Origin of the sequence: Paenibacillus contaminans, assembly GCF_003285015.1 — a bacterium.
GTDB classification, from domain to species: Bacteria; Bacillota; Bacilli; order Paenibacillales; family NBRC-103111; genus Paenibacillus_V; species Paenibacillus_V contaminans.
This window is the reverse complement of sequence record NZ_QMFB01000007.1, coordinates 23,060-44,479: the sequence shown is the minus strand read 5'-3', so window position 1 is coordinate 44,479 and position 21,420 is coordinate 23,060. Positions and strand designations below refer to the sequence as shown.

Here is a 21,420-nt window from a genome sequence, read left to right as displayed (position 1 = left end):
CCCGCATAAGGACTTATTAAAGCTCGCTAAACCCGAACATGGCCTCCCTTGCGGATTCTACGCTGATCTTTCGCTGCTGGAGCAGCTCGCGCAGCGCATTGTCCATTGTCTGCATGCCTTGTGCTTTGCCCGTTTGCATGGCGGAGCGAATTTGATGCACCTTCTCGGAACGGATAAGATTGGCGACAGCCGGCGTATTTACAAGCACCTCGATCGCCGCCACCCGGCCTCCGCCGTCCGCTCTCGGCAGCAGCCGCTGCGCCATAACGCCAAGAAGCACGGATGACAACTGCACGCGGATTTGCTGCTGCGACTCCGGCGGAAATACGTCAATGATTCGGTCGATCGTTTGCGGGGCGTCCGCCGTATGTAAGGTTCCGAAAACGAGATGCCCGGTTTCCGCCGCCGTAATGGCCGTGCCAATCGTCTCCAAATCGCGCATTTCGCCAACCAGAATGACATCGGGATCCTGACGCAGCGCGGCTCTTAATCCGCTTGCGAACGATCTCGTATCGGCGCCGATTTCGCGTTGATTCACGATGCATGACTTATGGGGATGAACGAACTCGATCGGATCCTCCAAGGTGATAATATGATCGCTGCGCTTTCGATTGATATAGTCGAGCATAGCCGCCAGCGTCGACGATTTCCCGCTGCCGGTCGGCCCGGTAACGAGGAACAGGCCCTGCGGCTTTTGGGCGATATCTTCCGCGATGGCCGGCAGCCCTAGCGACTCCATATCCGGAATGCGGTTCGGTATCAACCGGATCGTCATGCCTACGCTGCCTTTTTGACGATAAACGTTCACGCGGAACCGGCATAACTCGGGAATGCCGTATGAAAAATCCAAATCCCCGCTCTCCGCGAAGACTTTCTTCCGCTCGGCCGACATAAGCTCATCCGCGAGATCCAAAGTTTTCTGCGCCGTAAGCGGCTGATCGTCCACCGGGCGAAGCTTGCCGTCAATCCGAAGCATGACCGGCGAATTGACGGTAATATGTATGTCCGAAGCCCGTTTTTGATAAGCAAGCCTCATCAGATCGTCGATCGCCACGATATGACACCCTTTCTGCATTCTGTATCCACTGATGCTGAATAACGAACGTCAACTGGTTACGCGGTATATTTCCGAAAGAGTCGTTAACCCGGCTATCGCTTTGGCAATGCCGTCCTGTTTCATTTCGGAAAGTCCAACCGTTCTGGCATAAGAAGCGTACTCCGCGTCTGCGCTTCGTTTCAGAATCATCCCCCTAAGGGTATCGTCCACCTGAAGCACCTCATGAATGGCAAGTCTGCCTTTGTACCCGCTGCGTCCGCATTCGCCGCATCCGCTCCCTTTATACAAAACGTCCGCATGAAATCCACTAACAGCAAGCAATTCATTTTCCTCGTTTGAAGGCATGTATGCAGCTGAGCAATGGGGACATATTCGTCTAACCAACCTTTGTGCGACGACGCAATTAAGCGAAGACGCCACGAGAAAAGGCTCAACTCCCATATCGACCAAACGCGTAATCGAATTGACGGCACTGTTGCTGTGCAAAGTGCTGAGTACAAGATGACCCGTCATAGCGGAGCGTACGGCAATTTCCGCCGTTTCGACGTCCCGTATTTCACCAACCATGACAATGTTCGGATCTTGACGCAAAATAGCGCGCAAGCCTCTGGCAAACGTTAAGCCGGTAACCGGATTTACTTGCACCTGATTAATGTTTTGGAGTTGGTATTCAACAGGGTCTTCCACGGTGATGATATTGACGTCGTCGTTATTGAGGCGGGATATTGCGGAGTATAACGTTGTCGTTTTACCGCTGCCGGTCGGTCCGGTTATAAAAACAATGCCATGCGCTCTGCCGATCCCTTTCAAAAACAGCTGCAAATTCCGCTCGGACATGCCGAGCTTCTCGATTTCCGTGAGCGTATTGCCCAGATCGAGAATCCGCATCACGATTTTTTCGCCGTGAACCGTCGGAAGCGTTGAAATCCGGATATCGACCTTGCGAAACTCGATGTCCATCTCTACGCGTCCGTCCTGCGGCAGACGCCTTTCGGCCACGTTCAGATTGGCCATGATTTTGACTCTCGCTACGATGACGCTTTGCATATGGGGCGGCAGCGAGCGCTCCGTACGCATCATGCCGTCGACCCGGTAACGGATCCGAATGCCGTCCTCCTGCGGATCGATATGGATGTCGCTTGCGCCCAACTGGACGGCTTGAATGATGATTTGATTGACGGTCCTGACGACCGGCGATTCATCCTCGGTCTGCTGCGGCTTCCGTTCCTCGGGCTCCCGAAGCTGCAGATTGCTCATGATCTGATCAACCGACTCCTGCAGCCCGTAATAGCGCTGGATTGCACGCGAGAGTTCATCCTTCGAAGCTATCGTCGGTTCGATTCGGTAGCCTGTCGTCATGCGAAGCTCATCGATCGCATAATAATCGAGCGGATCGGCCATCGCGACCACCAGCTTGTTGCCCTCCGTACGAATCGGCAGAACTTGATGCTGCTCCGCTAATCGCTGCGGCATGATATTGATCACTTTCATATCGATTTTCTGACGGTAAAGCTGTATGTGAGGAATGCCGAGCTGAAGCTCAAGCACTTCGATAAGCTGCTGCTCGGTTATGTAATGTCGCGTAATCAGCACGTCGCCGAGGCGCATATTGAGTTCTTTCTGCTCCCGCAGCGCTTGCTGCAGCTGTTCCGCCGAGATGAGTCCCGCTTCGACGAGCAAATCGCCGATTCTTTTGCGCGGCGCCATGGGATCCCCCTCTTTCCAACAAGGATAAACGCCTCCGGCGTATTTTGACGCTGGCGTCTACTGGGAAGTCGAACAATATACGGAGTATGATTCGTTCCGATAACAAGAATAACACGCCATATTTCGACAAAATATTCCAATATTATTTTTCCAAATAGTTCTATGGCACTATTTTCAAATCTATCATACTCATTATGGAACGGCTCTGTCAAATGGAAAATCTATGCTGTAATATTATTAATTCGTAAACGCGAATAAAAGATAAAACGTTTGATCCCGTTCACTACATTCACAAGAACATAGGTATATAGTCTCACTTTTGAGCCTATTTATAAATAAAGGAACGCAAAAAAGCCGCATCGTCTTCAACAGACCATGCGGCTTCTTATCGTAGTAAAGCACTTTATCTTTTCTAGACTTACCTAAGCATCGATCTTTGCTGGTCGGCGGAAACTTGACCGTATTCGCCCTCGTGCAGCGTCAAATCAGCACCTAAGCTCCGGAATTGACCGATTACATCCTCATACCCGCGTTCGATATGGTCGACTCCGGTAATAATCGTCGTCCCTTCCGCAATGAGTGAAGCGATCAGCAAACATGTACCGGCTCTTACGTCAGATACGTGAACGAACGCACCCTTAAGCGGCATTCCGCCTTGAATAAAAGCGCTGCCGCGCCGGACTTGAATTTCCGCGCCCATTCTGCGCAGCTGAGGCACATGATTGAACCGGTTCGGATAAACTTTATCCGTTACGATACTGCGTCCTGGCGCTCTCAGCAGCAACGCCGTAATCGGCTGCTGCAAATCCGTTGCGAATACCGGATACATTCCTGTACGGACGCGTGTAGCACGAAGCGGCACGTCGCCGTATGCCGTCAAGCTTTGATCCTTCTGTTCGATGCATAGCCCGATCTCGCGAAGCTTCGTTAAGCATGAACCGAGATGCTCGGGGATGACGTCATCCACCGTTACGACGCCTTTTGTCGCACCTGCCGCCATCAGAAACGCGCCGGCGATCAACCGATCCGGAATAACGCTATATTCGCAGCCCCCAAGCTGTTTCACGCCTTGAATGCGAACGGTATCGGTACCCGCTCCGCTGATTTTGGCGCCCATCAGATTCAAAAGATTCGCCGTATCGACGACCTCCGGATCGACTGCCGCCTGCCGAAGCTCCGTCCTGCCTTCCGCCAGCACAGCGGCCAGCATCGCATTGATCGTCGCGCCGGAAGTGATCGTATCAAAATGAACCGTACACCCTTTCAGCCCGCTTTGCGCCTCGACGTCATAGCGGTCTTCATGAAACGTTATCGTCGCTCCCATCGCCTTCAGCACTTTAATATGCTGGTCGATCGGCCGCGAAACGAAATCGTCTCCACCCGGATAACCGATTGTGACTTTGCCGAACTTGGCAAGCAGCGCGCCGACAAAATAGTAGGAAGCGCGATACTTGGACGTTTTGGCTGTATCAAGCTGAGCATGACAAATTTGCCGCGGATCGATAATGATATCCCCGGAAGGCTCTCTTACCATTTGAACGCCGATCTCGTTCACAATATCGGCAATTACGCGAAAATCAAGAATATTCGGAATCCCTTTAAGCATAACCGGCTCATCGGCCAGACAAGCCGCTGCCAGCAGCGCAAGAGAACTATTTTTGGAACCCGGAATTTTAACCGTACCCTGCAGCGGGCCGGATGGATTCGCTTCGATCCATTTCATCAAGTTATACCTACTCCCACTTGTTTGTCAGCTTCCCCATTACTTCCTTACTGGAACTTACCCCATACCCCAGAGATCCTAACCGTAACAGATCTATATACATTCAAGTTTTCCCAAAAATAACAAGTCACATAACAGGAGCGTAAATTAAGCGTCACGCAAGTGAACGAACGTCAGATCCATCACGATATTTTTCCGCCAATCAAGGTCAATCGCGCCAAACAATTCAGCGGCTGCAGGAACTATGGATTTCCTACCCGTGTCAATCGTTGGCTGAGCAAAATAACCGCAACGTACGTTCCATTAACGCCGCCGCTCGCCTGACGAAGGTACACCGCTGCTTGGCGTGTCGTTATGTATAACAAGCTTGGCAATCCGCTTCATCCGCCCGAAATTTGATGTTCACACTCGTTAACGTTCGTATCAAAAGCTTAGGTTCCCAAACGGCTGTCAGGCAGTGTCGCGGTCTAACAAATTATGTTTCCAATAAATCTAAAGCATAGCTTAACACAATTGCCAGCAAGATGAAATAGGACGTAATGCCAATATATACGCAGAAAAGTGAACATTTTTGTTCCAACTGGTTTGATAGCGTTTGCATCGGCTTTCATTCATTTTCATTGACGTTATTCCTTGCGAACATGCATAGAAACACCGGAACAGAGGAAAGTTAGAAATTGGGCCGGGTCCCATAAACGATCAAATTGAGGAGTGGAAAAATGGCAAAGCCGGATAATCGTTCGGACAATGTGGAGAAACTGCAAGAAAACGTACAAAATACGATCGAAAACTTTCGCGAGACGCAGGAATACCTGGATGAGCATGCTGACGAAATAAGCGGCGAAGAAATGGAGCAGCTTCAGGAAAAAAACGCTCGCCGTGAAGAAAGCATCGCCTCCTTCCGCGAGGAAATAAAAGATGAGGCCGCTGCGCAGAACGACTAAGCGTTCGCTGCCGTTTGACGGCTTTTTATTCGCTTCGCACACGGATAAACGGCTTCGCCGTCTTAAACGCTAGTGAAGAAATCGACTTCGTAAGCATACGCTTAAGGACAGACGCGTTTACGGATGAAAGCTCAGGTTAGTTAATGCGCAGCATACAAATTCTGGCTGACATTTCGAAAAACCGTCCGGCATTGCCGGACGGTTTATTGCGTTGCTTGTACATATACGGTTCTTCTGATCAAACCTTACAGCTTGCCTGGTAACCGCGATTCCTTACATTCGCTACACTTTCTCGACGTTGAAATAACGCGCTTCCGGATGGGCAAAGACCAATGCGGATACCGAAGCCTCCGGCTCCATCATGCTTCCTTCGGTAAGCTCGATGCCGATATCCTCGGGGTTCATCAGCGCAAACAGCTGCTGCTGATCGTCCAAATTCGGACATGCGGGATATCCGAACGAGAAGCGTTGTCCGGTGTACTTCGCTCCGAAACGCTCCTGCATCGACATTTGCGGCGAATCCGGAATCCCCCAAATATCCCGCATCATATGGTGAACGCGCTCCGCGAACGCTTCGGCCATCTCAAGCGCCGTCGACTGCAAGGCGTGAGATTTCAAATAATCGCCTTTTTCCCGCCATTCGCGCGCAAGCTCGGTAATCCCGTGGCCTGCGGTTACGACGAGGAAGCCGACATAATCCATCTCGCCACTCTCGACAGTCTTCAAATAGTCCGCTAAGCACAGATACGGCTCCGTTTGCTGACGTGGGAAGGAGAAGGTTTGCAGCACCTTGCCCGGTTCGTTCGGATCGTAAACTAGCACGTCGTCCCCTTGCGATTGCGCCGGGAAGAAACGATACATGCCATGTGCCCGTATAATACCTTTTTGCTGGGCTTCAAGCAGAATCGAATCGACTACTTCTTTAAGCTGCGTAGCCTTCTCATCCTTATCGGCGATCAGCTTCTCGACTTTGCCTTTCAAGCCCAGATGATGGCCGAGCAGCATCTGCATGTTGATATACGGCATAATATGGCTGATCGGATAGTCCCGCATCACATGCCGTTCGAGATCGTTAGGCACTTGAACGGGAACGGTGCGATCGACGGCCGACGTTTTAACCCGGGTCAACACCGGCATCGGCTGAGAAAGCTTGCCGGATTCCTTCACGTCGGATTCCATGCTTTCGCGCAATTCTTGTATCATCCGCTGTTTCTCGGCAGGATCGCTCAGCTTATTGGCGATATCGAGGCCGTCCATCGCATCCTTCGCATACAGAACAAGCCCTTCGTATTCCGGCGCAATACGCGTTTTCGTAAACTTCCGGGTCAAAGCGGCGCCTCCGACCAGTATCGGCACGTCGATCCCCGCCGCTTTCAAGTCTTGCGCCGTAACGACCATTTGCTGAGCCGATTTCACGAGCAAGCCCGACAAACCGATCGCATCCGGCTTTTCCCTTCTATAGGCCTCAATCAACTGCTCCGGCGGCACTTTAATGCCAAGATTGACAATCTGATAGCCGTTGTTCGACAAAATGATTTCAACAAGGTTTTTGCCGATATCGTGCACATCGCCTTTAACGGTCGCCAGAATGATTTTTCCTTTGACGGCGGACTCGTTCTTTTCCATAAAGGGCTCGAGGTAAGCGACGGACGCCTTCATGACCTCTGCGCTTTGCAGCACTTCCGCAACGATCAGCTCGTTGTTGTTGAACAGGCGGCCGACTTCCTCCATCCCTTTCATTAACGGCCCGTTGATGATTTCAAGCGGCGAATATTTGTTCATCGCTACCTGAAGATCCGGGATAAGCCCTTCCTTTGTTCCTTCTACGACGTACGAGCCAAGCCGCTCCTCGAGCGTAAGATTCGAAATTTTCTCTTTTTTGTCCACTTTCTTCTCGCGGAAGAAGGCGACAAATTCGGCTAGCGTCTCGTCGTTCGTATTGTAAATAAGCTTCTCGGCAAGCTCTCTCTCCGTATCGGGAATGGAAGCATAACGTTCCAGCTTTTCGGTGTTCACGATAGCATAGTCAAGACCCGCCTTCGTGCAGTGGTACAAATAAACCGAGTTGAGCACTTCTCGGCCTGCATCCGGCAAACCGAATGAAATGTTGCTTAAGCCTAGAATCGTTTTGCACGCCGGATATTTTTCCTTGATCATGCGTATACCTTCGATCGTCTCTACGGCGGAACCGATATATTGCGGATCGCCGGAACCGATCGGGAACATATTCGGGTCGAAAATAATATCATGCGGCTTCATGCCGTATTTATTCGTCAGCAAGTCGTACGCGCGGTCGGCGACTTCCATTTTGGCTTGACGGGATACGGCTTGGCCACGCTCATCGATCAGAATCATAACGACAGCCGCCCCGTAACGATGCAAGAGCGGAACGATGCCTGCAAACTTCGTCTCCCCGTCTTCGAGGTTGATCGAATTGACGATCGCTTTCCCTTGCGAATACTTCAACCCGAGCTCGATAATATGATCGTACGTGGAGTCGATCATCAGCGGCACTTTGACCTTCTTAACCACATGCTGCAAAAAGTTTTCCATCGCAAAGGCTTCGTCGATGTCGGTGTCCTGCAGGTTGATGTCGATTACATGTGCGCCGTTTTTCACTTGTCCGCGGGCGATTTCGGAGCCCTCTTCAAACTTCTCCTCTTTAATCAGTCGTTTGAATTTACGCGAACCGGCGATATTCGTACGTTCGCCGACCATGATCGGCCGATTTTCATCTTCAATATAAACCGTCTCGATACCGGATACCGCAGGCGCGTGTTTACCGGATTGCGGCCGCGGCGCGTATTCCTTCAACGTATCCGACATTGCGCGAATATGGGCCGGGGTCGTTCCGCAGCAGCCGCCGGCGATATTCAGCCAGCCCTGCTCCGCGAAGCCTGCCATCTTCTTGGCAAGTGATTCCGGCGATTCGTGATATTGTCCGTTCTCGTCAGGCAAGCCTGCGTTCGGGTAACAGCTGACGGCAGTTCCCGCAATTTCGGAAAGCGTACGGATATGATCCCGCATGAACTCCGGTCCTGTCGCACAGTTCAAGCCGATCGAGATCGGATCGAGATGCTCCAGCGAAATATAGAAGGACTCGATATTTTGGCCGGCGAGCGTCGTCCCCATAGGCTCGATCGTGCCTGAGATCATGATGGGCAGCTTGACGCCCAGCTTGTCGAAGGCTCGTCTAACGCCGATGCTCCCCGCCTTAACGTTGAGCGTATCCTGCGACGTCTCCAGCAAAATCGCATCGACGCCGCCTTCGATAAGCGCAATGGTTTGCTCGTAATAGCTGTCGACCAACTCGTCGAACGTAACGCCGCCTGTAACGGACAGCGTTTTTGTCGTCGGCCCGAGCGCTCCCGCAACATAACGCGGCCATTCGGGCGTCGAATACTTTCGAGCCGCATCGACGGCAAGTTTTGCCGCCGCAAGGTTGATTTCTCTTGTCTTATCCTGCAGGTCGTATTCCGCCAGCACGACGCTGGTAGCACCGAATGTGTTCGTTTCGATGATATCCGCTCCGGCCTCGAAGTACGCTTCATGTATTTTTGAAATAACGTCCGGTCTGGTCAGGACAAGGTTTTCATTACACCCGTCGAGATCTTCGCCGCCGAAGTCATCCGCAGTCAAATCCTCCTGCTGAATCATCGTTCCCATGGCGCCGTCCAAGATCATTATTTTTGTGCCGAGCTGCTCGCGCAGCGCCGTCTTGCTCATCATCATCATCCTTCCCCTTCACACGCAGCATTTCCGATAATTCTATTTGTATTAGACCGACGATTGGTTGCTCTGCTTGCATCCGTTCGGTTATACATTTAATTCCCCGTACTTCTATCGGGAAATCAAATGGTTTCCATTAGTGTATCAGACTTTGTTCGTTTACGGAAGTATCGTAAGCCGAGGATACAGCGGTACTCCGCCCTTGCAGCCGTGGTTTGCAGCGGTAGAGGGCCGATTTCACGGGAACTTAACGCTATACCTGAGAAGCCCTCCTAGGCTTGGTCATAATACCGGTGCGCATCGACAACTTGACGGTATTCTACTATAATAAATTTAGTTCACTTATCGTTTCGGGTGATCCCCCCGCGGTCAATCCGGGTACTCGCATATACGTATGCGAAAATATGCGGGCATTTAGATGGGAGAAGGAGGAGTTTAGCAGTGGCTGAAATACGTATAAGAAATACGAACGAGCGCATCAGCGGAGAAGAGAACGTCAAAGCGTTCCTGGAAAATCAGGAGGTGCTTTACGAGCACTGGAATGCAAACAAACTTCCGACGGAGCTGCAAAATAAATTCGTGCTTTCCGACGAGGAAAAGTCCCAAATCTTGTCCACTTTTGACGAGGAGATCCGTGACTTGGCAACACGCCGCGGTTACCGGACATGGGATATCGTCGCTTTATCCGACGCTACGCCTAACATTGAGGAATTGCTCAAAAAATTCGAACAGGTGCATACCCACACCGAGGATGAGGTTCGCGCAATCGCAGCAGGCAAAGGGATTTTCATTATCAAAGGCACGGACGATGTCGGCTATTTCGACGTTGAGCTGGAAGCCGGCGACGTCATCTCCGTACCTGAGCATAAGCCGCACTTTTTCACCTTGATGGAAAATCGGCAAATCGTCGCCGTTCGCCTCTTCATCGAAACGGAAGGCTGGATTGCCCACCCGTTCGCCGATGCGTCTTTCAACAAGTAGTCCCGACGCTCGGAACAATAACGAAAACCCGCCCGACTGTAAGAACAGAGGACGGGTTTTATTATTATTTTTTATCGATGCCGTTTATGATTGCTTGAAGCTCATCCAGGCTAGCGATTTCGTGCTTCGGAACGATTTCGTCACTGCGGCTGACGCCGTGCCGATTAATCCACGCATTGTGCATTCCCACACGATTGGACCCGAGAATATCGGTAGTCAGCTTATCCCCTATCATAATGCCTTCAAACGCTTCGATCCCGAGCAGCTCCATCGCATGTTTGAAAATCGATTCGGCAGGCTTCCCTTCGCCATGCGCTCCCGAAATAACAATGTGATCGAAATACGTATCCAATTCCGGAACGCCGGCAATTTTCTCATGCTGCAGATCCGGAGCGCCGTTCGTCAGCAGCAGCAGCTTGTACTTCTTTTTCAAGTCATTCAGAACGCGGAACGTTTCGTCATAAATATAAGGTCTCGACCGGCGTTCCGCAGGAAACTTCTCCGCAAGAATCGCGCCGAGCTCCGCATCGTCCACACCGACTGCCTTAAGTCCGCGCGTCCATGATTCCTTCCGGTATCCCGGAGCCAGATCGCCGAGCTTGCGGAACTGTTCATGATGATCGGTGCCGAAATTCGCCCATAAGCCCTCAAAGGGATTAATCCCGATCATTTTCGTAAACGGGAACGTCTCGAACGATTCGTAAAGCGCCCGCGCCTCATGGCGAACAGCCTCTTCAAGCTTGTCCGGATCGATTTCAGGATAACGCGCAGCCGCTTCCCGGCATGTCGCTTCAAACGCTTCCTTCACGCTTCGGTCATCCCATAGCAGCGTATCGTCAAGATCGAACAATACAGCCTTGATCGTCATAGCTTACTCTCCCCCGTATCATTTCTCTTCTTCTTTTAAAGGAACATTGTTTTTCTGGGCGAACTGCTTCACTTCCGCTTGCATCCCTGCAATGTCAAAAAGATTCATCAGCTTGGAGAATACCCAGCGGCGCTTTTTCTCTTTCATCTGAACGACGACATAGCCGGGCGAGATCACGATCTCTTCGATATCCGCCGCCTGAAGCACCTTATCCCCGGTAAAACGGCGGGATACGATTTTCGTTTTGCCGATCGACAAGAACGGCCTCCTCACAAGAAAAACGAATGCGCCGAGCAAAATATAGGCGATCGACGTAAACCAGAACGTATTATCCCCTTCATATACGCCGCCGAATGCTACCATATAAAATACCCCAAGGCTGCATAATACGAGCGGCAGCATGTAACTGCGCCCCTTGAATTTGCGCATCTCCTCGGTACCTGCTGAAGAAATGGAGCCGCGGCCGCTTTTGACCCGGGCTTTGTTGACCTTCTTCTGATTCCGCTCGACCATACGTTCCCATGACCGGGACATGACGAGACCCCCATTCTCTTGATAGCGCTAGTGCGAATGCGAACAAACCTGACAATCCCGTCGTTACTCTTTCTTCTCTTCGTCTTCCACATACTTTATGGAATCAAGCTGCGTCTTGAGCGAGGATTTGAACGCCTCGATATAACGCTTACGAAGCTCGTTGCGCTCTTCCAGCTCTTGCTCGGTCAAACCTACGGTTTTTGCCTTGCGGGCCAATTCATTGATCCGCTCGACCGTTTGATCCATGTTCATTCATTATCCCCCCGCTCTGCCTTCAAGGAAGGCTTTCCATCATACCTTCCGTAATCATAGCCCAATCTTTATTACTTTGCCATTTCAATGCCGTACTTGTCAAGATTTCGCAAGGGAGTGCGTGAAATCTTGTTTTTTGGGTTGTTGATAAGTGCCCGGTAAACAAAAAAACACCTGTCCGTCCGATACGGCAGGTGTCATACATGAACCAATAAAATATGTAACGTGAATTTGAAGCTTCTATAGCTATCCATCAGTTTGACAGCCGCAGTGTGACCGGGCACCGGGGTTGCGACGTGCGGAAATTATGGAAGCTCTAAAATTTGTCCTTCCCGAAGCATAGCGCTCTTAAGTCCGTTCAGCTTCTTGATTTTATCGACATACGCATGAATGTTCGCATCTTTAGGAGCATGTTCGCGTGCAATCTTCAGCAAGGTATCGCCTTTCACGACATCTACGACTTTGGACTTTTCGGCATAGAAGGATGCCGGTGCAGAGGACTCGTCCTGTGCAGAAGCATAGCTTTTGAAAATAGCGCCGCAAGAAAACGAGACAAGTATAGCCAGTAGAAAAAAAGCGAGACGGACAAGTTTTTTATGAGAAACGGATGCCGGTTGATTACGATTGACTCTGTTCGCATTAAGACGCTTTACGTTGACAGTTGTATTCATGAATAATGGCCCCCAAACGTTTGTTCTGTTATGTTCTCATCATAATACGAACAATTGTTTGTGTCAACACATTTTTAGAACATTTGTTCCCTTTTCTTGTTCGCATTTTTTTATGCTTATCCAAGGTGCCGGGAATGGCGCGTTGCTTTGAAATCGCCGCCTCCCGCAATCGATCGTCCGCAAATTAAATGCGAACAGAAACTCGAACTTATGTTTGTACGAACTCCGGTTCTGTGCTATAATATCGTTAAATAGTTACCAAGTTTAGGAGGGTTTTCGGTGGGGAAAATCTCAAATCGTCAGCAGGCGATTCTTGATTTCATTAAGAACGAAGTCCGCGATAAAGGGTATCCGCCTTCCGTTCGCGAAATCGGCGAAGCGGTAGGCCTCGCATCCAGCTCGACCGTACACGGGCATTTGGAGCGTCTGGAGAAGAAAGGCTTGATTCGCCGCGACCCGACGAAGCCTCGCGCAATCGAAGTACTCGGACTTCAAGACGAATCGGCGGCAAACTTCTCGTTCTCCTTCACAAGAGTTCCAGTCGTCGGTAAAGTTACGGCAGGGATGCCGATTACAGCTACGGAAAATATCGAAGACTACTTCCCGCTTCCGAATAATGTCGTGAAGGACGACGCGGTGTTTATGCTTAACATCGTAGGGGAAAGTATGATCGATGCAGGCATTCATAACGGGGATCTCGTTATCGTTCGTCAGCAGCAAACCGCCAACAACGGCGACATTGTCGTAGCGATGACCGAAGACGACGAAGCGACAGTCAAAACCTTCTACAAAGAGAAGGACCATATTCGCCTGCAGCCGCAGAACGAAAGCATGCAGCCGATTCGCTTAAAGCACGTAACCATTCTCGGCAAAGTTATCGGCGTCTTCCGCAACATTCACTAGTTTTCAGACGGATCGGCCGGTTTAAGCGAATATCGGAACATAGCAAAGATGGAGTCACCTAAGGGTGGCTCCATTTCGTTTTTAAAAACTTCAAAGACAGCTTTTGTATCAAGTAATTATATACTGCTATCAGTTCGCTCCGATTAAGAGAAAACGACAAAGCATAATGTCATTTTCAACTGGGGGCGCATTAGCAATTTTGGTAAAGGATACTTTTCATACGCACATGCAAATAATAAATCAAAAAAAGGAGTGATTCATATGACAAATGAAGAACACAAAAACAATCGAAAATTCGAACATGATGACCGACTGTTGCACCTGGAATGGATACGCATAACACGCTTGAAGACGATGCTTCAGAGGAAGAAATCAAGGAAAGCGAATCAACGGAAGTAACTCGCTTATACCTTGACCGTACTCCAGAGGATTAATATCCGATAGTCGCATCCCGCAGCGGGGGATATTTTCAAGCAATTAAAAAATGCGGGCTTTCAGACCATGCTGTGGAGTTAACCAAGCATCCCGAAAGCCCGCATCCTACAACTTCACTTAAACCGCGTAATATATAAGTTTCCTCGATTAATACAACGTAATATACTGCTCGCGTTCCCATGGGTGTACTTGCGTGCGGTACATGTCCCATTCGATTTCCTTGAGCTCGAAGAAGTGAGTCAGCGCATGCTCGCCGAGCGCTTCGCAAATGACATCATTGCGAATCAGCTCCTGCAGCGCTTCTTTGAGGTCGGACGGCAAGCTCGGAATGCCTTGCTCTTCCCTTTCCTCTTCGCTCATCACATAGATATTGCGGTCCGTCGGTGCCGGCAGAGCCAATTTATTCTGAATGCCGTCGAGTCCTGCTTTCAGCATGACAGCCAGCGCCAAGTACGGGTTGGCAGCCGGATCCGGGTTGCGAACCTCTACGCGTGTGCTCAAACCGCGGGATGCCGGAATACGGATCATCGGGCTCCGGTTGCTCGCGGACCAAGCCACGTAACAAGGAGCTTCATATCCGGGAACCAGACGTTTGAACGAGTTCACCGTAGGATTCGTAATAGCGGTGAAAGAACGGGCATGCTTCAAAATACCGGCCATGTAATGGCGGGCCGTCGCGCTTAAGCCCAACTTATCCTTCTCATCGTAGAACGCGTTCACGTTGCCTTTAAACAGCGACTGATGACAGTGCATGCCGGATCCGTTTACGCCGAACAACGGTTTCGGCATGAAGGTCGCATGCAAGCCGTGCTGTCTTGCGATTGTTTTGACAACCAGCTTGAAGGTTTGAATCTGATCGGCCGCCTTGATGGCGTCGGCATATTTGAAGTCGATTTCATGCTGGCCGGGCGCCACTTCGTGATGGGAAGCTTCGATTTCGAAGCCCATTTCTTCGAGCGTGAGCACGATTTCGCGGCGGCAGTTTTCGCCGAGGTCCGTAGGCGCCAAGTCGAAATAACCGCCTTGGTCGTTCAGCTCCATCGTCGGGTTGCCCTTCTCGTCCGTTTTGAACAGGAAAAACTCCGGCTCCGGACCTACGTTCATCGCCGTGTAACCCATTTCTTCGGCCGATTGCAGCGCACGCTTCAAAATGCCACGCGGATCGCCTGGGAACGGCTTGCCGTCCGGCAGGTAAATGTCGCAAATCAAACGGGCTACGCGATCTTCGGTAACCCATGGGAAGATGACCCAAGTACTCAAATCCGGGTACAAGTACATATCGGATTCTTCGATCCGAACATAACCTTCGATCGAAGAGCCGTCGAACATCATTTTGTTGTCGAGCGCCTTCTCCAATTGGCTAAGCGGAATTTCGACGTTTTTGATGGAGCCCAGCAAATCGGTAAACTGCAGACGGATGAAGCGAACGTTCTGTTCCTTGGCAATGCGCAGAATGTCTTCTTTCGTGTAATTGACCATCTTGCGATTTCCTCCTCAATAGTAATCCCCATAAAGTAAAACGAATGCCCAGGGGCTTGTTCCTGCCAAAAAGCACACAAAACATTATAGCATAGTTCGGCGAAACGTTATCTTTTATAAAATCGCGATAGCTCGCCTTGAATCAACGAAACCTGTCCAAGCCGCTTGTCGCCGCCCAGCAACTGCCGTTTAAGCATCTTGCGCAGTTGAGTTTCGGACATCTCCTTGCGCTTCACTTCCGATTGTTCGTTAATGACGGTCGCTTCCTCCGAGCTTTCGGACATCGGCAGCAGCACTTGCTTAATGCCAGCAATGTTGACGCCCTTCTCGATCAAGCTTTTAATCTCGAGCAGCCGCTCGACGTCGTTAAAGGAATATAACCGTTGATTGCCTCCGGTACGTGCGGGCATAACCAGCTCATGTTGTTCGTAGTAACGGATCTGCCTTGCCGTCAAATCGGTCAGCTTCATCACGATGCCGATCGGAAATAATGCCATATTGCGACGAATATCATCACTCATAGCAAATCACTCCTGTGATCGTTTCATACCATATATTGTACCTTTGTTACAAAAAGGTGTCAACACATGTTAGGTTTAATCACAAAATATTCAATAACTTCCGATCGACCAAATGTTGTATGGCTGTCAAAACGCCGAACTTTACATGCGCATACGTCAATCCGCCCTGCATATATGCGATGTAAGGTTCACGGATCGGCGCGTCAGCCGAAAGCTCGAGGCTTCCCCCTTGAATAAAGGTGCCGGCAGCCATAATAACGGGATGCTCGTAACCCGGCATGTCCCACGGCTCCGGAACGACGTGCGAGTCGACGGCCGCCGCCTTCTGAATGCCTTGCACGAAAGCGATAAGATGCTCGGGCCCTGTAAAGCGGATCGCTTGAATCAAATCGGTGCGCGGATCCTGCCAGCGCGGATGCGTCTCGAAGCCGAGCTCTTCAAACATGGCCGAAGCGAAAATGCTTCCCTTCACCGCTTGTCCGACCAGATGCGGAGCCAGAAACAGCCCTTGATACATGCTGCGCGTCGCCCCGAGCATAGCGCCTACTTCGCCGCCGATTCCGGGAGCGGTCAACCGATAAGCCGCTAAGTCCACATACTCCTGCTTCCCGGCTATATAACCTCCGGACGGCGCAATTCCGCCTCCCGGGTTTTTGATAAGGGAGCCTGCGATCAAGTCGACTCCGACTTCCGTCGGCTCCGCCGCCTCGGTGAATTCCCCGTAACAGTTGTCCACGAAAACGATGACGTCCGACTTAAGCTTTTTCACGAAACGGACCATTTCACCGATTTGCTCGATCGAAAACGACGGCCGCCAATCATAACCGCGTGATCTTTGAATGCCGATCACCTTTGTGTTCGCCGTTATGTTGGCCTCGATACCCGCCCAATCCGGCCGGCCGCCCTCCGCGAGCGGAACTTCCCCGTACTCGACGCCCCAGTCGCCAAGCGAGCCGCGCCCGTCTCCCGCCGTTCCGATTACTTTATGGAGCGTATCGTAAGGTTTGCCCGTTATATACAGCAGACGATCGCCCGGACGCAGGACGCCGAACAGCGCCGTCCCGATCGTATGCGTGCCGGATGCGAAATGCGGCCTGACAAGCGCGGCTTCCGCTCCGAAAACGTCGGCATACACCAGATCGAGCACCTCCCGCCCGCGATCGTTATACCCGTAACCTGTCGATGAGGCAAAATGATAGTCGCTCACCTTATGCTTTTGAAAAGCTTGTATCACCTTCCACTGATTCGCATCGATCAGCTTGTCGACCGCCTTCAATCTATCCTCTATCCGTTCTTCCGATTGCTCCATCCAATCCATGATCTGCTTTGAAAATGTCATGACCGTTCCCGCTCTCCCTTTCCTCTTCCTGCACACAAGAATAAACGTCTTCATCGTCTTTTTGGACGCGCGCGTTTCCCTTTGAACAAAGCATTTGATATGCGAAACCTGTATTCTTTAATTATAAAAAACCGCCGCTACGGCGCATATGAACGCCAAGCGGCGGATTTATCATCCATTATAACGCTATCTGTCAAAAACTTCGACTGTACCCGTTCCATCTTCGGCGTTTTGCGAAGGTACCGCCGTTCGGTCAAGCTCATATGCCGTCAGCATATAACCCGATTTGGCATAATCGTCTGCGTTTACCCGAACCTTGAACAGCAAGCTTTCTTCCTCCGCTTCTTGCTCGAGCACGTCGCCGATGCGATACAGCTTCGCGATCAAATCGCCGCGATCGGCCGGGATACGGAACGTCTTCGTATCACCAAGCAGCTTCTCCTGTATCGCAAACGTCAAACGTTCCAAATCCGCATTATTATAGGCTGATACGCGAACGGAATCGCTGTCGGCCGTCAGCATTTCCAATTCAGCCGCACCGCAAAGATCGATTTTGTTAAACACGGTAATTTGCTCTTTCCCGTGAGCGCCAAGCTCCTGCAGCACGTCGCCGACGACCTTCATTTGCTCGCTGCGCATCGGACTCGAGCTGTCCACGACATGCAGAACGAGGTCGGCTTCGCATACCTCTTCGAGCGTTGCGCGGAAAGCCGCGACGAGATCATGAGGCAAATTTTGAATAAAACCGACCGTGTCGGTCATCACGATCTCTTTGCCGCCCGGCAGCTCCAGGCTGCGGGAAGTCGGATCGAGCGTGGCGAACAGCTGATTTTCCACGTAAACGTCCGCATTCGTGAGTTGGCGCAAAATCGTCGATTTGCCCGCATTCGTATACCCTACGAGCGCCACCTGGAAAATTCCCGCCTTCTTGCGGCGTTCGCGATGAAGCGTGCGATGCCTTACGACTTCCTGCAGCTGTCTCTTCAGCTCGGAAATCCGTTCGCGTATATGCCGTCGGTCCATTTCGAGCTTCGATTCGCCCGGGCCCCGCGTCCCGATGCCGCCGCCAAGCCGGGACAGGTTTTTGCCCTGGCCGGACAGCCTTGGAAGCAAGTAGCTGAGCTGAGCCAACTCTACCTGCAGTATACCTTCTCGTGTCTTGGCGCGCTGCGCGAAAATATCGAGAATCAGCTGGGTACGGTCGATAATTTTTACGTCGAGCGCCTCTTCCAGATTGCGTACCTGCGCGCCGGACAGCTCTTGATCGAAAATAGCCGTATTGCCCCCGAGCTCAGTGAGCATCATTTTTAATTCCTCAACCTTGCCCTTTCCGATAAACCATTTGGTATCGGCGCTTTCTTTATTTTGGACCATCGTCTCGAGCACTTCGACGCCGGCCGTCTCCGCAAGATTAACAAGTTCCTGCAGCGAGTATTCGGAGGAAAAATCGGTCCTTTTCAACTCGTTCGTGACCAGGCTGACCAGCACTGCTTTTTCTTCCATCGTTCCCTCGACATCGTGGATCGTCTGTTTCATTTATCATTACCCCCTTGCATGTATGACCGCAGTCGCTCAAGCCCGTTACTTTTTCTTATCCAAACGCAAATCCTCCGGCCGCAGCGTCATCAGCTCCTGCTTCGAATAGGTTTGCAGCTGCTGCTGCAGCAGCCGAACCGCCTGATGACGGATCGATTTCTCCAGCGTATTGCGCACATAGCGCGCATTGCTGAAAATCTCGGCGAACTTCTGCTTCTCCTGCGTCAAATGCTGGCGCAGCTTCTGCTCGCTTTGCGGCGAAAGCACATATTGCCGTTCCTTCGCCATCAGATCGGCGATTAACATCAGCTGATCGACGGAATAATCGGGAAATTCGATGTGAATCGGAAAACGGGACGGCAAGCCCGGATTCGTCTGGAGGAAGGTTTCCATCTCATCCTGATAACCGGCTAAAATGAGCACGAACTGATTTTTGTAATCCTCCATCGCTTTGACAAGCGTATCGATCGCTTCTTTCCCGAAATCTTTTTCCCCGCCGCGCGCCAAACTATACGCCTCGTCGATAAACAAGATGCCGCCGATCGCTTTTTTGACCATTTCCCGCGTTTTTAGCGCCGTATGCCCGATATATTCCCCGACGAGATCCGCACGCTCCACTTCGATCAAATGCCCCTTGCTCAGCACGCCCATTTCTTGAAAAAGCCGGGCCACGATTCTGGCGACGGTCGTTTTGCCGGTGCCCGGATTTCCTTTGAATACCATATGGAACACCTGGGCACTTTGCAGCAGTCCGACTTCGGCGCGAATTAATCCAATCTGAAGCAAGGCGTATACCTCGAACACGATATCCTTGACGCATTCCAAGCCGACCATTTGCTCCAGCTCGCGGAATATATCGCCAAGCTTGCCGGTTGCGGGCACCGGCTTGCCGCCCACCAATTGCTCCGGCTCCGCCAAAGGTGCGGGGGGCTCCGGATTGCGCAGCACGACATTGATTTGTCTCGATATTTTGCCGCCGGTCGCATTGTCTGACGTCGCAATGACGCGTCCGCTCATAAACGTTCACCTCGGAGTTTGAAGTGTGTTGGCAGATTGCGCAAGCGCCCTTGTAACGGAGAATGAGAGGAGATCCGGTCGTCTTGCTTCAAACTGTACCATATTCATCCTTTGAAAACCACTGGCCGGGAGCCGATCAAATGGCTATAACGGTTATTTCCCGCCCGGCAGCCGCAATAACGGTAAAAAAAGCCGACGCTGAAGTAAAAACGTTATTGAATAATCATGCTGTGAAATGTACAATCGTCGTTATCGCGGTCCCTATCCTTGTAATCTATTCGCGGGAGCTGAACCAGCATGACAAATTCACAAGATCCATTAACACAAATCGCTCTGCTTGAGCGACTGGCGGCCAATACATGGCCGGCGGCGGTAGACCGGAAACTCGGCGAATGGCGGCTGCGGGCCGCAAACGGCGTAACGCGGAGAGCGAATTCCGTCCTTGCGGTCGGCAAGCCTCCCGAAGACAGCGATTGGCTGCGGGAGGTCGAAGATTTTTATGCGGGTCATGGTTTGCCTGCGCGGTTTCATATTAGTCCCGCCTCGCCGCCTTGGCTGGACGCGGCTTTGGAATCGGAAGGATACCTGGACGATATGCATACCTCGTTGCTCATTGCGGATGCAAATGCTTCGCGCAGCCTGCCGGAGCCTGAAGGCCGATTTCGCGTCATGCTTTATAAATATGCGAATGAGGAGTGGCTCAATCACTTTTTAGCTTGCGAAGGCTATGAGGAGAGCCGCAGGCATGCATACGAGCGCATATTTACGGCAATCGAGCCGAATCGCCGCTTCGCATCGTTCGAGGTTGACGGAACGCCGGCAGCAGTCGGAACGGCAGTCGTCGAAGGCGGATGGGCGGGATTTATGAACATTGCCGTTGCGGAATCGTTTCGCCGCCAAGGCGTAGGCCTGCAGCTGATGAAGGTACTGATCGACTGGGCTTGCGGGCAAGGCGCCGACGGCTTATATTTGCAGGTTGTGAAAGACAATGAAGCCGCCTTGCGCTTATATGCGAAGATCGGCTTCACTCATCTGTTCGACTATCATTATAAAGTGAAAAGCTAGCGAAGTCCGACACGCATGAGCAGCTTGTCGACCTCCCATTTGGTATACGCGAGCGTCTCCCTGGCGTTATGCCAAGTCATATTCATCACGCGCGAATCCGCCGTATCGACGTCGGCTTCGCGCATTCCGATGAAGGCTGCGATGTCCTTCGCTCTGGCTCCGTGGTAATGATGCGTTACGATAACGGCGGAGCGCCATCCGTTTTGTTCCATGATCTTTTGGCTGAACAATAAATTTTCATAAGTGCTAGTCGCTTCGTTCTCAAGAAAAATGCTCTCGGCCGGCACTCCCTTCTCGACCAAATAATTTTTCATGCCCTCCGCTTCCGTTAGCTTGGAGCTGTTGCCGTCCAGCCCTCCGCTGACGATCAGCCGAGGATATTTGCCCTGCTCGTACAGCGCAAGGGCATGGTCGAGCCGCTCCCTAAGCCCCGGGCTCGGCTTATCGTTCCAAAGCGCCGCTCCCAGTACGATACCGACATCGGCCGCTTTCGTTTCGCCGAACTGTGCGGCTTGTATTTTCCATTGGACATACACGGTCCATATCGCAAGCAAGACGAAACCGAGGATTCCCAACCTGAGGATCCATCGAAGCCGCTGCCGCTTCTTACTCCGCATCGTTCGCTTCTCCTCTCCAGGCACTTCATGCTGCCGGTCGGA

Annotated in this window: 18 protein-coding genes; 4 read left to right on the top strand and 14 right to left on the bottom strand. The window is 51.5% G+C overall.

Annotation, left to right across the window (positions count from 1 at the left end; translation table 11 throughout):
* Window positions 1-16: 16 nt before the first annotated feature.
* From DQG23_RS13710 to murA, 3 genes are all read right to left on the bottom strand, one after another.
* A complete protein-coding gene (locus tag DQG23_RS13710) occupies window positions 17-1,075 on the bottom strand; it encodes a type IV pilus twitching motility protein PilT (protein ID WP_113031425.1) in 1,059 nt (352 codons plus the stop codon).
* A 30-nt stretch (window positions 1,076-1,105) separates the two neighbouring features.
* Window positions 1,106-2,764, bottom strand: a complete 1,659-nt coding sequence (locus DQG23_RS13705; protein WP_113031424.1) for a GspE/PulE family protein — start codon at window positions 2,762-2,764, stop codon at window positions 1,106-1,108.
* Between the two features lie 418 nt (window positions 2,765-3,182).
* The gene (gene murA / locus DQG23_RS13700; RefSeq protein ID WP_113031423.1) at window positions 3,183-4,487 is read right to left on the bottom strand and encodes a UDP-N-acetylglucosamine 1-carboxyvinyltransferase; all 1,305 of its coding nucleotides are present in this window, start codon (window positions 4,485-4,487) and stop codon (window positions 3,183-3,185) included.
* Window positions 4,488-5,206: 719 nt separating this feature from the next.
* Between murA and tlp the strand changes: the two genes are divergently transcribed.
* A complete protein-coding gene (gene tlp / locus DQG23_RS13695) occupies window positions 5,207-5,431 on the top strand; it encodes a small acid-soluble spore protein Tlp (RefSeq protein WP_113031422.1) in 225 nt (74 codons plus the stop codon).
* Between the two features lie 282 nt (window positions 5,432-5,713).
* Here tlp and metH read toward each other — a convergent pair whose 3' ends face one another.
* The gene (gene metH / locus DQG23_RS13690; protein WP_113031663.1) at window positions 5,714-9,157 is read right to left on the bottom strand and encodes a methionine synthase; all 3,444 of its coding nucleotides are present in this window, start codon (window positions 9,155-9,157) and stop codon (window positions 5,714-5,716) included.
* 444 nt (window positions 9,158-9,601) lie between these two features.
* On the opposite strand from metH, the gene DQG23_RS13685 reads away from it, so the two are divergent.
* The gene (locus tag DQG23_RS13685; protein WP_113031421.1) at window positions 9,602-10,141 is read left to right on the top strand and encodes an acireductone dioxygenase; all 540 of its coding nucleotides are present in this window, start codon (window positions 9,602-9,604) and stop codon (window positions 10,139-10,141) included.
* A 64-nt stretch (window positions 10,142-10,205) separates the two neighbouring features.
* Here DQG23_RS13685 and DQG23_RS13680 read toward each other — a convergent pair whose 3' ends face one another.
* The 4 genes from DQG23_RS13680 to DQG23_RS13665 all read right to left on the bottom strand — a co-directional run bounded on the left by DQG23_RS13680 (window position 10,206) and on the right by DQG23_RS13665 (window position 12,466).
* Window positions 10,206-11,009, bottom strand: coding sequence for an HAD-IA family hydrolase (locus DQG23_RS13680; RefSeq protein WP_113031420.1), 804 nt, complete (start codon window positions 11,007-11,009; stop codon window positions 10,206-10,208).
* An 18-nt stretch (window positions 11,010-11,027) separates the two neighbouring features.
* Window positions 11,028-11,543 (bottom strand): hypothetical protein, encoded by a 516-nt coding sequence (locus DQG23_RS13675; protein ID WP_113031419.1) that lies wholly within the window; start codon window positions 11,541-11,543, stop codon window positions 11,028-11,030.
* 63 nt (window positions 11,544-11,606) lie between these two features.
* Window positions 11,607-11,795 carry a DUF896 domain-containing protein gene (locus DQG23_RS13670; protein WP_113031418.1) on the bottom strand — a complete coding sequence of 63 codons (189 nt, stop codon included), beginning with the start codon at window positions 11,793-11,795 and terminating at the stop codon, window positions 11,607-11,609.
* Between the two features lie 305 nt (window positions 11,796-12,100).
* Entirely contained in the window at window positions 12,101-12,466 is a 366-nt protein-coding gene (locus DQG23_RS13665) for a LysM peptidoglycan-binding domain-containing protein (RefSeq protein WP_113031417.1), read from the bottom strand.
* A 279-nt stretch (window positions 12,467-12,745) separates the two neighbouring features.
* On the opposite strand from DQG23_RS13665, the gene lexA reads away from it, so the two are divergent.
* A complete protein-coding gene (gene lexA, locus DQG23_RS13660) occupies window positions 12,746-13,369 on the top strand; it encodes a transcriptional repressor LexA (protein ID WP_113031416.1) in 624 nt (207 codons plus the stop codon).
* 582 nt (window positions 13,370-13,951) lie between these two features.
* On the opposite strand, the gene glnA is transcribed toward lexA, so the two are convergent.
* The 5 genes from glnA to DQG23_RS13635 form a co-directional block, all read right to left on the bottom strand.
* On the bottom strand, window positions 13,952-15,283 hold the full coding sequence (glnA, locus tag DQG23_RS13655) for a type I glutamate--ammonia ligase (protein WP_113031415.1): 1,332 nt from the start codon (window positions 15,281-15,283) through the stop codon (window positions 13,952-13,954).
* Between the two features lie 107 nt (window positions 15,284-15,390).
* On the bottom strand, window positions 15,391-15,804 hold the full coding sequence (locus DQG23_RS13650; protein ID WP_113031414.1) for a MerR family transcriptional regulator: 414 nt from the start codon (window positions 15,802-15,804) through the stop codon (window positions 15,391-15,393).
* Between the two features lie 79 nt (window positions 15,805-15,883).
* Window positions 15,884-17,143 carry a methionine gamma-lyase family protein gene (locus DQG23_RS13645; RefSeq protein ID WP_113031413.1) on the bottom strand — a complete coding sequence of 420 codons (1,260 nt, stop codon included), beginning with the start codon at window positions 17,141-17,143 and terminating at the stop codon, window positions 15,884-15,886.
* A gap of 186 nt (window positions 17,144-17,329) precedes the next feature.
* On the bottom strand, window positions 17,330-18,679 hold the full coding sequence (gene hflX, locus DQG23_RS13640) for a GTPase HflX (RefSeq protein WP_113031412.1): 1,350 nt from the start codon (window positions 18,677-18,679) through the stop codon (window positions 17,330-17,332).
* Between the two features lie 45 nt (window positions 18,680-18,724).
* On the bottom strand, window positions 18,725-19,696 hold the full coding sequence (locus DQG23_RS13635) for an AAA family ATPase (RefSeq protein ID WP_113031411.1): 972 nt from the start codon (window positions 19,694-19,696) through the stop codon (window positions 18,725-18,727).
* A 297-nt stretch (window positions 19,697-19,993) separates the two neighbouring features.
* Here DQG23_RS13635 and DQG23_RS13630 point away from each other — a divergent pair, with 297 nt between their 5' ends.
* Window positions 19,994-20,761: a GNAT family N-acetyltransferase gene (locus DQG23_RS13630; RefSeq protein ID WP_113031410.1), complete on the top strand. Its 768-nt coding sequence runs from the start codon at window positions 19,994-19,996 to the stop codon at window positions 20,759-20,761.
* On the opposite strand, the gene DQG23_RS13625 is transcribed toward DQG23_RS13630, so the two are convergent.
* Window positions 20,758-21,378, bottom strand: coding sequence for a YdcF family protein (locus tag DQG23_RS13625; protein WP_113031409.1), 621 nt, complete (start codon window positions 21,376-21,378; stop codon window positions 20,758-20,760). The genes DQG23_RS13630 and DQG23_RS13625 overlap by 4 nt on opposite strands.
* Window positions 21,379-21,420: the final 42 nt, after the last annotated feature.